The 14,152-nt window shown below is 40.6% G+C and carries 13 protein-coding genes and 1 pseudogene; 6 read left to right on the forward strand and 8 right to left on the reverse strand.

Going from position 1 to position 14,152, the window contains the following annotated elements; translation table 11 throughout:
• Nucleotides 1-63 precede the first annotated feature (63 nt).
• From MTF68_RS09135 to MTF68_RS09145, 3 genes are all read right to left on the reverse strand, one after another.
• Nucleotides 64-1,014: an alpha/beta hydrolase gene (locus MTF68_RS09135; protein ID WP_248462283.1), complete on the reverse strand. Its 951-nt coding sequence runs from the start codon at nt 1,012-1,014 to the stop codon at nt 64-66.
• A gap of 46 nt (nt 1,015-1,060) precedes the next feature.
• Nucleotides 1,061-1,840, reverse strand: coding sequence for a transporter substrate-binding domain-containing protein (locus tag MTF68_RS09140; RefSeq protein ID WP_248462284.1), 780 nt, complete (start codon nt 1,838-1,840; stop codon nt 1,061-1,063).
• Nucleotides 1,841-1,925: 85 nt separating this feature from the next.
• On the reverse strand, nt 1,926-2,921 hold the full coding sequence (locus tag MTF68_RS09145) for an AraC family transcriptional regulator (RefSeq protein WP_096042253.1): 996 nt from the start codon (nt 2,919-2,921) through the stop codon (nt 1,926-1,928).
• A 97-nt stretch (nt 2,922-3,018) separates the two neighbouring features.
• Here MTF68_RS09145 and MTF68_RS09150 point away from each other — a divergent pair, with 97 nt between their 5' ends.
• Together MTF68_RS09150 and MTF68_RS09155 are read left to right on the forward strand one after the other, a co-directional pair.
• The gene (locus MTF68_RS09150; RefSeq protein WP_248462285.1) at nt 3,019-3,465 is read left to right on the forward strand and encodes an SRPBCC family protein; all 447 of its coding nucleotides are present in this window, start codon (nt 3,019-3,021) and stop codon (nt 3,463-3,465) included.
• On the forward strand, nt 3,462-4,289 hold the full coding sequence (locus tag MTF68_RS09155; RefSeq protein WP_248462286.1) for a sterol desaturase family protein: 828 nt from the start codon (nt 3,462-3,464) through the stop codon (nt 4,287-4,289). Before MTF68_RS09150 ends, MTF68_RS09155 begins: the two co-directional genes overlap by 4 nt.
• A gap of 1 nt (nt 4,290) precedes the next feature.
• Here the strand turns inward: MTF68_RS09155 and MTF68_RS09160 are convergent, their stop codons facing one another.
• Nucleotides 4,291-4,674 (reverse strand): hypothetical protein, encoded by a 384-nt coding sequence (locus MTF68_RS09160; RefSeq protein ID WP_248462287.1) that lies wholly within the window; start codon nt 4,672-4,674, stop codon nt 4,291-4,293.
• Entirely contained in the window at nt 4,671-4,976 is a 306-nt protein-coding gene (locus tag MTF68_RS09165; protein ID WP_054982840.1) for a hypothetical protein, read from the reverse strand. The genes MTF68_RS09160 and MTF68_RS09165 overlap by 4 nt, the downstream gene beginning before the upstream one ends.
• A gap of 271 nt (nt 4,977-5,247) precedes the next feature.
• Between MTF68_RS09165 and MTF68_RS09170 the strand changes: the two genes are divergently transcribed.
• Nucleotides 5,248-5,667, forward strand: a complete 420-nt coding sequence (locus MTF68_RS09170) for a VOC family protein (protein WP_248462288.1) — start codon at nt 5,248-5,250, stop codon at nt 5,665-5,667.
• Nucleotides 5,668-5,820: 153 nt separating this feature from the next.
• Nucleotides 5,821-6,606 (forward strand): hypothetical protein, encoded by a 786-nt coding sequence (locus tag MTF68_RS09175; protein ID WP_235576562.1) that lies wholly within the window; start codon nt 5,821-5,823, stop codon nt 6,604-6,606.
• 25 nt (nt 6,607-6,631) lie between these two features.
• Here the strand turns inward: MTF68_RS09175 and MTF68_RS09180 are convergent, their stop codons facing one another.
• Nucleotides 6,632-8,218, reverse strand: coding sequence for a diguanylate cyclase (locus MTF68_RS09180; RefSeq protein ID WP_248462289.1), 1,587 nt, complete (start codon nt 8,216-8,218; stop codon nt 6,632-6,634).
• Nucleotides 8,219-8,512: 294 nt separating this feature from the next.
• Between MTF68_RS09180 and MTF68_RS09185 the strand changes: the two genes are divergently transcribed.
• The gene (locus MTF68_RS09185; protein ID WP_248462290.1) at nt 8,513-8,971 is read left to right on the forward strand and encodes a DoxX family protein; all 459 of its coding nucleotides are present in this window, start codon (nt 8,513-8,515) and stop codon (nt 8,969-8,971) included.
• A gap of 73 nt (nt 8,972-9,044) precedes the next feature.
• On the opposite strand, the gene MTF68_RS09190 is transcribed toward MTF68_RS09185, so the two are convergent.
• The gene (locus MTF68_RS09190; RefSeq protein ID WP_248462291.1) at nt 9,045-12,143 is read right to left on the reverse strand and encodes a beta-galactosidase; all 3,099 of its coding nucleotides are present in this window, start codon (nt 12,141-12,143) and stop codon (nt 9,045-9,047) included.
• A 112-nt stretch (nt 12,144-12,255) separates the two neighbouring features.
• Between MTF68_RS09190 and MTF68_RS09195 the strand changes: the two genes are divergently transcribed.
• Nucleotides 12,256-13,083 carry an AraC family transcriptional regulator gene (locus tag MTF68_RS09195; protein ID WP_248462292.1) on the forward strand — a complete coding sequence of 276 codons (828 nt, stop codon included), beginning with the start codon at nt 12,256-12,258 and terminating at the stop codon, nt 13,081-13,083.
• Here the strand turns inward: MTF68_RS09195 and MTF68_RS09200 are convergent.
• Nucleotides 13,080-14,066 (reverse strand): annotated as a pseudogene (locus MTF68_RS09200) (permease). The gene MTF68_RS09195 and the pseudogene MTF68_RS09200 sit on opposite strands and share 4 nt — an antisense overlap.
• Nucleotides 14,067-14,152: the final 86 nt, after the last annotated feature.

A 14,152-nucleotide genomic window follows, 5' to 3' on the forward strand; every position in this document is an offset into this window, starting at 1 on the left:
ACCAATTTAAAATATCAACATTACCAATTTTTTGTTTTCGTAGTTTTTATAGTGCCTTTTTGGTTATACCAAAGTGGTTTTTTGTTGCTGTTGTTTTTTACGTTTTTTATTTAGGTGTTTGCGCTGCGCTTTTTTTACATGCTTAACTATCCACTTTGTCATAAGAGGCATAAGTTCTGGCGCAAAATTATGGCCCATCCCAGGGACTACTCTTAGCTTGGCTTTTTTTATAAGGCTTGCCGTTTTTTTGCCTGCACTTACGGGTATTACCACATCGTCGCTGCCGTGAATTACTAAAGTAGGCGTTTTAATTTTACGAATTAAATGTTGCCTGTCTTTACTCGCGGCCATAGCAATAAGCTGGCGTTTGTAGCCACTTGGATTATGCGAGCGCTCTACAATTTGCGTTGCATGATGGCGAAGTGCGTCTTCTGATTGAGGGTAAGCGGGGCTGCCAATAAGTTGGTTAAGTTTAATGTTGTAGTTTATCGCCTCATCACGGCTGGATGTTTTGGGCTTTAATTTGGCAAGCTTTATAAATACGCCAATGCTTTTGGCATTCAGCCTTGGCAGGCTAGAGCTTGACATAATAGTGGTTAAACTTAGCACCTTTTTTTTATGTTGAGCTGCAATTAGCTGAGCAATCATACCGCCCATAGAAGCACCTACAAAATGCGCTTTTTTTATTTTAAGCGCCGCCATAAGCGCCAATACATCGTTTGCCATATCATCAAGTAAATAGGGGGTTTGCGTGCGTATGGGCAGGCGTTTACTTAACCACGATTTAAATAAACTCGGGCTAGGGTGATGCTCTAAATGAGTAGAAAGGCCAGTGTCGCGGTTATCAAAGCGTATAACCCTAAAGCCTTTTTTTACTAAGGTGTAGTAAAGCGAGTCCGGCCACACGGTCATTTGTGCGCCTAAACCCATAATAAGTATGATTACAGGGGCTTTTTTATCGCCTTCGTCTTGGTAACTGAGTTTTATACCCTGAGGTGTTTTAATTGTTCGCATAGCCAACTAGCAGTGTTTGCGTTGCTAAAATTATAGACCCTGTTTATTACAACTTGTTGGCAGTAGCCGGAAGCGGTAGCTGCCACTTGGTTAAAATAGCCTGATATTCGCCGTTTTCTTTTAGCGTGTTAAGTGCATGGCTAATAGCGCTTGCGGTGTGTTTATCTAGGGTTTTGTTGGCACTAAAATATAATTTTGAAGGGTAGTCGGTTAAATGAATTCGCTTAGTTATTAAATTGGGATTTAGGCCTGAGTGCTTTAGCTCGTTATTTAACGTAAGTGTGTTGGTTAGTACAAAGTCGATGCGTTTTTTATAAAGCATTTGCCACAGTTGCTGATAGTAGCTTACAAGAACTAGGTTTTTGTCTTCGGTAAAACCGGCGTTTTTTAAATAGGTGGCACTTGAATAGCCACGTATTGTGGCCACTTGGTAAAATTTTGCGTGATTAAGGTGGGTAACTTCATCAGTACGGTTTTTTAAGCTAACTAAATAAGCATCGGCAAAGTATGACTCACCTAGCCAGGTGTATTGCCTTGCTCTAATAGGGGTTTTTAAAAGAGACAACGCAATTGCATTTGGGTTGTTTTTAAGCATTGTAAAAATACGCGCCATAGGAATTATTTCAAACTTGGCGGATAGCTTTGTATGTTTAATGGTGGCTTTGGCTAAATCGACTAATGCGCCGTCGGGTTCGTTATTTTCATTTATAAAATGATAAGGCGGGAGATCTTCTGCTACAAAGGTAATGGTCTGTGCGTTGCACATGGCGCTATAAAGCATAAACACACAAATACTTAATACTACACGCACAAATTTAACCCACATTTTTAATTATTATGCGCTCTAGTTTAAAGAGTGTTGATTAAAAGGTATACCATAAATGTTTATTTAATGTGAATAACACTGTGGTTCATTTACGTTTTAAAAATTGTGTGGGTGTGCAATGGTGCCATCGTAAAAAAGCACGATTAAACGAGCTCTGATCTTTAAAGCCTAACAGGTTAGCTAGTTCGCAAAGTGGGAGCGTGCCAATTAACGTGTGGGAGCGGCTTTTTCTTTCTTGTTCGAGCAATTGCGCAAAGGTTACATGTTGTTTTTTTAAATGTCGCTGTAGTGTGCGCGGTGTTACGTTTAATGCGCTTGCAACTGCAATAAGCTGGCACTTTTGTAATGTTGTTTTTGCAATAAGTAGCTGTTTAACTTTTTCTGTTAGGCACTGCTGGCTTTTAAAATGCGATAGCTGCTGTTGTGAAAGCTGCTTAAATGTAGCATTTACAATGGCGTTGTCGGTTTTAAAGGCAAGGTTTAAATAACTGCTCGGAAAGTTTATTTGGTTATGCGCTGCGCCGCTTATAACGGGGCATTTAAACCACGCTTCTAACAGTTGTGTGTGCCTTTTAGGCCAATTATGTATAAAGCTGATACTGCTTGGGCAAAGCGATGCGTTTATTAATTGGCGAATAACGCTTACCCACGCAGTCATGTTTCGTAATACTACTTGTTCATTACAATGAGGATGAGCATGCCAGCGCACTGTAGCGGTGTCTGCAGTTTGCAAAAACTGCGCTTTACCAATATCTGCCACTAAGCTGTCGTAATTTAACAGTGCCTTTATAGCGCTACTTAGGGTATCGCTCGATTCTATTAAATAGCCCAATATACCGTAATCTGCGGGACGAATGTGCATACCTAAAGTAAAACCAAACAGCGCATCGTTTAGCGCTTTTTGGCCATACACAAGCAGCGCATTGTAACTTTGTAAACTAATACGGGGTGCTAATTGCTGACTATGCTGGCGACTAAATTCAGTAAACCCGATTACCTTAAGAGCCGTATTAGAATCAATCCCTTGGGTTTGCAAGTAATCTAAAATGCTCGAAAAGTAATGATCAGCCAGTGTATGCATTTGTCGTCTAAAGCTAAAAAATGGTCGTGTATGAGCAAGCTTGCCATGTTCAATTTTTATATGCTAGTTACATGAGTAATTATCTTCGCTGTAAACAATGATCTTTATATCAATAAAACAAACGCTTAATGCAGATCCTTTGCAAATAATAACCACCTTGCTGGATCATCAGCAGTTAGATCGCTTTTTTAATGCCAAGTTTGAGCTAATAAAAACAGCAAATAGCGGTGAGCTAAAAGGCGGTAAAGGCGCCATTAGGCAAGTAAAAATGGCAAATGCCACGTTTAATGAGCGTATAATAATGGCTAACCCCAGCCACATTTGCTACCAAATAGTAGGTAATAAGCCTGTGGCAAACCATCAAGGTGATATTTATTTAGTTGCTAATACAGGCGCTAAAAGTAACACTACCGAGCTTAATTATTGTATACGCTGCAAAGCGCCGTGGTGGCTGCCAAATGCTTTGCTAAAACACTTAATTAGTAAAGATATAACCCAGGCATTAAATAAACTGCAGCATTACTTTATGGTGGGCAAAGTATGAACTCAGAAATTATTTTACTTGTCCTAAGCCCTGTGTTTTTAGTGTTTGTATGCTTTGAATTTGTAAAATTTAAGCGCTATTACAATATAAAAGACAGCCTAGCAAACACCGTTTTAGCCTTGTTGCACCAAGGCGCAGATGCAATGGCACTGCTGCTACTTATGCCATTTTTTTACATGCTTTACGAGTACCGCTTATTTGATATAAAGCTAAGTGTATTAAGCGTTGCTTTTGCATTTTTACTGCAAGATTTTTTGTACTATTGGTTTCATCGTGCGTCGCATCATATTCATTGGTTGTGGGCTGCGCATGTGGTTCACCACAGCTCCACTAAAATGAATTTTACCACTGCGTTTAGGCAAAGCATAATGTACCCAGTAGCCGGCATGTGGGTATTTTGGCTACCTATGATACTACTAGGCTTTGACCCTTTAACCGTATTTAGCGTAGTGGCACTTAATTTGGCGTATCAATTTTTTGTGCACACGCAAATAGTGGCTAAGTTAGGCTGGTTTGAAAGCGTATTTAATACGCCATCGCACCACAGGGTTCATCATGCAATTAATAAACGCTACCTTGATAAAAACTTTGCCGGTGTACTTATTATTTGGGATAAGTTGTTTGGCACCTTTGTAGAAGAAGACAAAAACCAGCCCTGTAAATACGGCATAGTAGGGCAGCTAAATAGTAATAACCCACTAATAATAACGTTTCATCAGTGGGCTCATTTATTAAAAAGTACCTATACGGCGAAAGGATTAAAAGCTAAATGCAAAGTGCTATTTGGCTACCCAACCAGTAGCGTTAAGGTTAAAAACGAGTGATTTAGCCAAGTGGCTTTTTACTTCTTGGCGCTCCGAGTAAAATAAACATGTGGCAAATACAAATAGATAAAAACGCACTCACACCTAACGCACCGCCATAACCATCAAGCTTTGGTACCAGGTATTCAAATAAAAACGAAAATAAAATAGATGAGCTGGCCACGGTATAAATACCAAATCGGTGTGGGGCGCTCATGCCTATAAATGTGCCGCCAAAAAACACGACTGAGTATAAGTCGGGGTTTAGGTTTAAAGCACTTAATAGTAAAAAAGCAATGATAGAAAGTGAGGCCGATGCACGTATGCCGTCAAAACGATTATGTTTGGCTAAGTAAAACGTTAAAAACGCACCTAGTAAGGCTATAAATGGGTATTCTAAATTCATAAAACCATTCCTTTGGCCAACATAAATAAAGCCACGCTTGCAAAGGCAACACTACCTAGCTTACCGCCAAATCCGGTAAACATATTTATGGTAAGCACATATAAACTGGCGCCAATAACAGAAATTATGGCTATTTCCCAATAACTTGTAATTAAGTGTGTAGAGCACATACCGGCAAAACTACCTGCGTAAATAGCCGCATAGGGATGATTTTTAAACCGAGTAGGAAAAGGAATAAACGAGCCAATTAGCCCTGTAAGCGCCGCCGAAATAACTAAAGGCAATGCAAAAGTTGTGTGCATGGCAAAGCAGGCTACAAAGCCTAAAAAGAAGGTTATAAACTTTAAAAATAAGAATTTAATCATAGCAGCGCATTTTAAACTAATCCTTTTACGCTTTCTAACTATCTCTAATAAATAAAATGTGGGTGTTAGCGTTAAATGTTATTAAGGCTACTTTTTAAGCTGGGTTGGTATTAACTATGCTTATTTGTGGCTGTTAATGTTTCATAAATTATATTTTATGTATAATAGAGGTTATTAATATACAAATTTAAAAGATTAAAGGTAATTTATGTCTAACTGTTTGCACTTGGCTATACCCGCTGGCGATTTAAAAGTAGCGAAAACGTTTTACTGTGATGTGCTTGGCTGTAAAACAGGGAACAGCGAAGAAGGGCGCTGGGTAGACATAGACTTTTGGGGTAATGAGCTCACCTTACACCAAAGCGAAGAGCGCTTACCCACTGTTCGCCACGATGTAGATATGGGCGCAGTGGCGGTACCGCATTTTGGTATTCATTTATCAGAAGATGAATTTAACGGTTTAAAAAAACGTATAGAAGATGCGGGGCTTGAATACCTAGATAAACCGTATCGTCGTTTTGTTGGTGATGAGTTTGAACAAGAAACCTTTTTTATTGAAGATCCAAACGGCAACGTGCTTGAAATGAAAACCATGGTAAACCCTGAGGTTTTATTTAAAAAAACGTAAGCAATATTTATTAAAGAATAGGCCACTTTTGTAGTGGCCTTTTTTGTACCTATAGATGAAAATAATTACACCGTATGAGTGATATTTATTCACTCTACAGTACGGAATTTTAAACGTAGACTAACGCGCAACTCTCATACTTTATAGTTATTTATGTTGCTGTTAAAACTCACCATTGCGCCATTACTTTTATTATTTATTCACTTTGCTCAAAAACGCTTTGGCAGCTTTGTGAGCGGTATTATTCCGGGCTTACCTATTACATCGGGCCCTATTTCGTATTTTATTGCGCTTGAGCAAGGTAAGTTATTTGCGAGTAACTCGGCTGTGGCGTCGCTATATGGCATGAGCGGTATAGGCTTATTTTGTTTTTGTTATGCTGCCATGCTTGCAAAATATGGGGTGGTTAAAGCGCTGTTTGCGGCATTAACACTATGGTGCGCTTTTAGTGCATTTACCTTGTTATTGCCGGTTAATATTGCCTTTGCATCGGTGCTTTCGCTTAGTACTTTATTGGTGCTTGCGCTGGCATCGAGTAAGTTAAAATTTGCGCCCGATGCCAAACCTTTTACCGCTGCGTGGGAGCTGCCGCTAAAAATGTTATTGGTCAGCTGCTTTATTATGTTAGTTACGTTTATATCGGCAAAAATAGGGTCAATGTGGAGCGGGTTACTTTCTACTTTTCCGGTAATTTTGGCGGTTATGGGCAGTATTGCGCATGCAAGTGATAAAAAATACTCGGCGTATAAGGTGCTTAACGGCGGCATTATTGGCTCGTTAGGGGGCTGTGTGTTTTTTGCTGTGATTGCACTCGCGCTTAAGTTTGAATTTGTGATTTGGCAGGTATATGCAGCGGCTGCAGTGTGCTCAACTTTATTTACCATTATTATGAGCCACTATGTAAACCGTAAACAATTTGCCAAGCCGGCTACGGTTTAATAGCAATAAGCAGTATTGCTTAAATTTAGCCATCTACTAACGTGAGCGGTTTAACCTTTCGTTGTATTTTTTCGTGGTACATGGCGGTGTCGCCCGCTTTTAAAATTTCATCAATAGAGTGGGGCGGTTCACTAAATACGGTAGTACCCATACTTGCTTTAATGGCTATAGGGTCGTTGTTGTGATTTATTGTGAGCCTATTTAAGGCGGTTTTTAAATGATGAGTTTTAGGATTTACCTGCGCATTAGTATAAAAATGTGCAAGTACGACAAATTCATCACCGCCTAAGCGCCCTACAGCATCGCTGCTGCGAACACTGCTTTTTAAGCAACGGGCAACGTTGCATAAAGCGTCATCGCCTACAGCATGGCCGTAGCTGTCGTTTATTTGTTTAAAGTCGTCTAAATCTATATACATCAAACATAATACGCCGCCTTTTTTGGCGTGCATATTGATAAGCGCGGATGATTTTTTAGCCCAGCCCCTGCGGTTTAAAATACCACAAAGGGGGTCGTAGTCTGCTTCGGTTTCGGCGCGCTTTTGTGCAATTCGCATTCGGCTTATGCGCCTTGAAACCGCAACAGCTAATAAAAATGATTCAACCGCAAACGCTAACACAAACCCATAACGCTGCATAAACGGGCTTTGGTTAATAAGCAGCACCCTAAAAATCATACTTACTAATACAAAGCTAAGCGCTACAAATACGAGTGTTGCCTCGCGTACACCTTTGAGGGCTTGCATGGCTGCTAAAGTAAAAATAACAGCCACAATAAACAGCGAAGAATAAGCCATTATATGCCCTGCTATTGTCCAAAATAACAGGTCGGTAACGAGCATTTTAAGTACCGCGCATAGCATTACAGTACAGGCCAATGTTTTGAGCAGCTTAGTTAATTTAGGCCAGCGTTTATTAGTCTCGAGCAACGCAAGCATAAACCACGTGGCACTTAGTACGGTTAAGCCAATGCTAAGTAGGTATAAGTTAAAAATAACGCCAGAGACATGCTGCGTTACAAATAAATACAGTTGCCCTTCTTGGAGTAAAATAAAGCTGCCAATACAAAAAATGTAAATGCTGTAGAGCTTAAATACACTTTCGTTAAGTCTATGCCCCATTATTAATACATAAAAAATAAGCGTAATGCACAACCCATAAAATGAGCCCATAATCAGCGAATGTTGCTGCGCTTTTTTAAAATAAATGTGAGTTGGCTGCCATTTAAACCGCGGTGTGTAATTAAGCTTTGATTCTAATGTTATTGTGGCTGTAAAAGCCCCCGAGTCCATTAAGTAGGCTACTTGCCCTGCTTTTAAGGGCGCTTTTACAGTGTTGTTTTGCTGCCAAGTAAAGCTATCTAACCCCGGGCGTAAAAAGCTTAGTACGCCACCGTTTTTAACAGAGCAACTTATTTGGTATTGATTAACACCGCGTTGAGCAGTGAGTTCAGAAGGAGTATTTACCTTTAGCACAGAGGCAGGTGTGGGTGAGTTTAAGTGCTTTATTTTACATGTATCGGCAGCATGAGAATCAAAAGTAATAAATAACGCGAGCAAAGTAATGAAAACAAAAAAGAACGCCCCCTTATTTTTAGGTGGGAAAAACGTCAATCTATTACCTTTATAGCTCATAAGCGGATCCAATTTTTACTACTTTTTTTATACTAGCAGAGCCGGACTATTTAGCTATTAGTTTACTGTTTAATAACGCTTAAAAGTGCGCTATTAAATTAGCTCCTGAGGTGTTTATGCCCGCTAAGTACAAAATAGGCGCAACTTAGTTAAGTAATTAAAAACACCATGTTGATAATTTGGCAATAATATTCGTATTAATTGTTTTAAATGATGATAGTAAACTGTACTCATTGGTTACTAGCCTTATTAACAATAAAACAGGATCACACTATGAAATACTTACACTCATTATTAAGCTCTAACGCAGGCATGGCAGCACTTATTTTACGTGTACCCGTTGGTTTAATTTTAGCAGCGCACGGTGCACAAAAATTATTTGCTTGGTTTGGCGGCTACGGCCTTGAAGGCACAGGACAGTGGATGGCAAGCATTGGCCTTGAGCCTGGCTACTGGCTTGCAATGATGGCAGGCAGCGCTGAATTTTTTGGCGGTATTGCCTTAGCTATTGGTTTATTAACGCGCCCAGCAGCTGTAGTTACGGCGTTTACTATGCTGATTGCGATATTTAGCGTGCACATTAGTCATGGTTTATTTATAGCAAACAACGGCTATGAGTTCGCACTTACTTTGTTAGTTGCCACGGCTGCACTGGCTATACAAGGTGCAGGTAGCTTATCGGTTGATAACGTAATTGCTAAAAAGTTAGCGAATAAATCGCTGCCTCAGTAGTAGTAAATAACAATTCGGTATTAAAAAATAGCGGCTAAATTAGCCGCTATTTTTGTATGGGTTAAGCGCTGTTTTATTTAGCACTAAATTTTAAAGAGTAGTTATATTGCTTTTGCTCTAGTAAATACTCTTTATGGGTACTTGGGCTCCACGAGTCATCGCCGCCAACCCCCATATGTTGATGGTCAATATGTACATGTAAGCAATCATCAGCTACTAGCTCATTGGTGTGCTTTGCTTGCGTTAACATGCTTTGTGAGTACTCACTGGCGGCAAACAAAAACGCACCAGTTACGGTTAAATTACTAATGCTTAGTAATTGGCAATCACTACGTACGCCATTATCGGTTGGGAATATATACGGAGTATATAGCTCATTATATTGTGCGCTGTAATACCCTAAGCGCGCAGCCGCTTTACGATCTGGGTAGTTTTCAAATGGGCCTAAACCAAGCCAATTTACTTGTGTATCGCTTGGTTTATTAAGCGTTGTGCTTAACCCTATGCGTGGCATGGGTGGGAGAGTATCGTTTAGTTGTACATCAACATTTAAGTTAATTTCACCGGTATTATTAAGTGTATAAAGCCAAGTTGTTTTTGCTTGTACTGCGCCATTAAATTCATAACTAAATACACAGGTAATACGTATATCTAAGGTTGATTGCACTACTTCAAACGAGCGGCATGTACGCTGCCACTGCCCAATACCTGCTCTTAACCAGCGTGCTTCCCATGCGTTAGGGTCTAGGTTGTCTACTTCGCTAACGCCTATGTCGTTATCAAGCGGGGCGCGGTAAAAATTATCAACCAATGGGCTTTTAATAACTTGGGTTTGATTGTGCAGCCATTGCTCAATAAGGCCTGATTGGCTATTAAACACAAGTTTAAAGGTATCGCCTTCAATACTTAGCTGTGTATTGGTTTCGCTTATATTTAGTGCGCCGTGCGTTGAGGCGTTTGCTAAAGCAGACGAAAATGCATCAGCGCTTAAACTTTGGCTATTTATAAGCTTAAATTGCTCGGTGTTTAATACATGCTCGGCATTTGCAAAGCTTGAGTCGTTAATCAATGCAACATCTAAATTAAGGTGATATTGCGCACCTGCTTTAAACACCAATTTTGTATTAATCGTTAGCGTTTGCGTGCTTTGCGGAGCAATATTAATAACTTGCTCGCCTTGCTCTACACATTGGCCATTTTCTATTAACTGCCAAACCAGTTTTTCGTTATCGGTTGCTCTAAATACATAATCACTAAATACATCAACGGTGTATTGGTTTTGAGTTTGCTCTCGCAGTGTAAATTGTAAATGCTGCTGGCTGTATTTAGCTTCAAACAAGCTTGGGTGCGGTGTTCGGTCTGGAAATAATAAGCCGTTTATACAAAATTGGCGGTCGTTTAGCTCATCACCAAAGTCGCCACCGTAAGCCCAGTAATGCTTACCGTTTTTATCTGTTTTAGATAAACCTTGGTCTACCCAATCCCAAATAAAGCCGCCTTGCAAACGCGGGTATTCTCTAAATGCTTGCCAGTAATCGTCAAAGCTACCTAGGCTGTTACCCATTGCATGGGCGTACTCGCATAAAATAAGTGGACGCGTTTCACCCGGTAGGCTTAACCATTTTTTTATAGAGTATTTAGGTACGGCGTCGTCGGCAATATGGGTATCTACACGGGCATACATAGGGCAAATAATATCGGTTGCTGTGGTATTTGCGCCGCCACCTTCGTATTGCACTGGGCGCGATGGGTCAAAGCTTTTAGACCAGCCGTACATCGCATCGTGGTTGGCACCGTGCCCGCATTCGTTACCCAGTGACCAAATAATAATAGAGGCGTGGTTTTTATCGCGCTCAACCATTTGCGTATAGCGCGACATAAATGCGCCAGCCCACTGCGGATCGCTTGCAAGCCTACCCATAGGAAACATACCGTGAGTTTCTATATTGGCTTCGTCTACTACGTATAAACCTAGCTCGTCACACAGCTCGTAAAAACGAGGGTGGTTAGGGTAGTGAGCGGTACGTACAGCATTAAAGTTATTTTGCTTCATCAGCTTAATATCTTCAATCATGTCGGTGGTACTCACCGTGTGGCCGTTTTCGGGGTGGTGTTCGTGGCGGTTAACACCGCGAATAAGCAGAGGCTTGCCGTTTAAGCAAAGCTGCCCTTTAAGCATTTCTACTTTTCTAAAGCCAATGTTGTAGGCTTCTGCGTCTACTGTATTGCCTTGCTCATCTAACAGGCTTACAACACAGCGGTATAAGGTCGGGGTTTCAGCGGTCCATTTTTTAGGGTTTTGTATATCAATTGTTTGAAATACGACATCACTCCAACCGCCTTTTTCATCAACGCGTTTATTGTTAGTTCTTTGTATGTGTGGCTCACACAGTGCTTGTTCGCCATCAAAAACCTGTACTGCTACTTGGTAGTTATTTGGCGCATCTATTGCGGTTTTTATATGTAGCGCTGCATCGCGGTAGCAGGCGTCTAAATCGGGGGTTATAAATACATCGCGTATTTGGTGTTGCGGTTTAGTAAGTAAATTAACATCGCGAAATATGCCACTTAGCCACCACATGTCTTGATCTTCTAAGTAACTGCCATCGCTCCAGCGAATAACCATAACCGCAATGCGATTAGTACCTGCAATTAACAGCTCGCTTAAATCAAATTCGCTGGGTAAGCGGCTATCTTGCGAGTAGCCCACCCATTGACCGTTACACCAAAGGTGAAACGCCGAGTTAACGCCTTCAAAAATAATATGATTACGCTGAGCTAATTGCTCCGCCGTAATAGTAAACTCAGTGCGGTAACAGCCTGTAGGGTTATCGCTTGGTACAAAAGGCGGATTAACTGCAAAGGGGTATTTAACATTACAATAAATAGGTTTATCAAAGCCGTGTAGTTGCCAGTTAGAAGGCACTGGGATACTTTGCCAGTCGCTGGCGAGTGCCTCACTTAGCAATGACTCATCAACCGCTTCGGGCTTATCAAATAATTTAAAATCCCACTGGCCGTTTAAACTTTGTTTTTGTGATTGTGTGTTTGTACGGGCATGGTCAACGCTTTTAAAACCATTAAGTGGGCTGTGCGCTTTTACTTGATTAACTTGCACCGAAATAGGGTTTTCCCAATCGCGGCGGTTAATTATGTGCTGTAGTGAGTTCATTCGTGTCCTATTGCATGTGTGGCAATTATAGTGGCTTAAATATAGCTAAAATAATGCGTTGCGGTTATGCTTAAAGCTCTCTTTTATTTATCCAAAACTATTATTTTAAATTATGCGCAACACCATTGTAGATGTACTCAATATTGGCCCAGAGTGTACAGAGCGGTTTATTGATTTAAACACGCTTTCGCAAATTCCAAGCCTTGAAATAGAGCTGGCAGGTTGCTCAAATTTATTGGGTGATTATTGTGTTGCGCGTACTAACCCGCTTGAACACACTCTTTTTTATACCTTGGCTGGCCAGGGCACGCTAAAAACCATTAATAACCAATATGCACTTGCCGAAAATAGCTTAGCTATATTGCCTGCAAGGCAAAGTTTTGAGGTTAAAATAGCGAGCGAAAAATGGGATGTGATTTGGCTAAACCTTGCAAACACCAAGCGTTGGCAACATTTAAATTTAGCGCAGGCTAAAGTATTAACGAATCAGCAGTTAGCGCCATTACATTTAGCGATGGAGCTTTTATACAGCGAGACAAACGCTACTTTGCGCGAAGGCGTAATGCCTATTTTAAGCCACTACTTAAATACTACGCTTCAAAGCGAGCCGCAAATAGGCGGGCAAAACAGATTAACCAGCTTGTTTTTAGAGGTAGAAGAACGCCTGCAGTTTGATTGGACAATAGAGGCTATGTGCGAACAAGTACATTACTCAGCACCGCATTTACACAGGTTATGCCAAGCGCAATTTGGTAAAAGCCCAATGCAGCAGCTTATTTACTTACGTATTAAACGGGCTAAAAACTTGCTACTAAATACCCGCTGGCCGGTTGCCCATATTGCTGCTTATGTGGGGTATCCTAATATATTTAATTTTTCTAAACGGTTTAAAAAATCAGTGGGCGTGTCACCCACTGAGTTTAGAAAAATGAGCATTTAAAAAATAGCTTGGTATAAAAAGCCTGCACCAATAGCCATAGTAATAATGACAAACAAAAAGGCGGCTATCATTTGGTTTTTAAAAATTGATTTAAGCAAAATAACTTCTGTTAAGCTTGCGCCCGCGCTGCCAATTATTAATGCCATTACCGAGCCAAGCGCCATGCCTTTTTTGACCAATGCGGCACTTAGCGGAATAACGGCTTCGGCTCTAATATAAAGTGGAATACCAATAATGGCTGCAATAGGAATGGCATACCACATACCATCGCCCGCATATTTAGCAATTAGCTCGGTAGGAATAAAGCCATAAATAAACGAGCCTATTGCTACCCCTAGCATTAAGTACGGAAACACCTGTTTAAAGTCTTTAAAGGTTGCATGCCACACTTTTACCCAGCGATTAGGCTGCGCTTTTTTAGTAGGCTCTATTGCTTTAGGTTCGCCTCAGCTTGTGGTTGCACAGCTTGGCTCAACTTCTTTAGGCTCACTACAGCTTGGTTTTGCGCAGCTACTAGTAGATTCTGTGCTGTAAGCATCTGGTTTTACATACCTTTCAAAGCCTAGCTTTTCAAGGGTATAGCCTGCTACAACCGACACCACCATAGCCACTAAAAAGTAAAATAAAGCGACCTGCCAGCCAAAGGTCATTACAAATAACCCAATGATCACCGGGTTAAGTAGCGGGCTGCCAAATAAAAATACCATCATAGGGCCAAAGCCCGCTCTCGCTCTTAATAATCCTTTTAAAAACGGAATGGTTGAGCACGAACAAAATGGTGTAATAGCCCCCAATAAAGCAGCAACAACGTAGCCCTTACCGTTTTTTGAACTTAAAATAGATTGAATTTTTTCGGGTGTTATAAATAGCTGTAAAACACCCACTAAATAACTAATAACAATAAATAAAATAGTTAACTCTGTAGCTAAAAAGGCAAAAATGCCTAACGCCTCTTTTGCCATTGCTAGCATTTCATTACTCATAACGCACTCCAAAGTACACAAGGTATAACTTACGTTAAGTAAGTTATATTTCGAATTTTATGGAAGTATATTGATGGGCAACAATA

This window comes from Pseudoalteromonas sp. 2CM37A (genome assembly GCF_023161885.1).
In the GTDB taxonomy this organism is placed as follows: Bacteria; Pseudomonadota; Gammaproteobacteria; order Enterobacterales; family Alteromonadaceae; genus Pseudoalteromonas; species Pseudoalteromonas atlantica.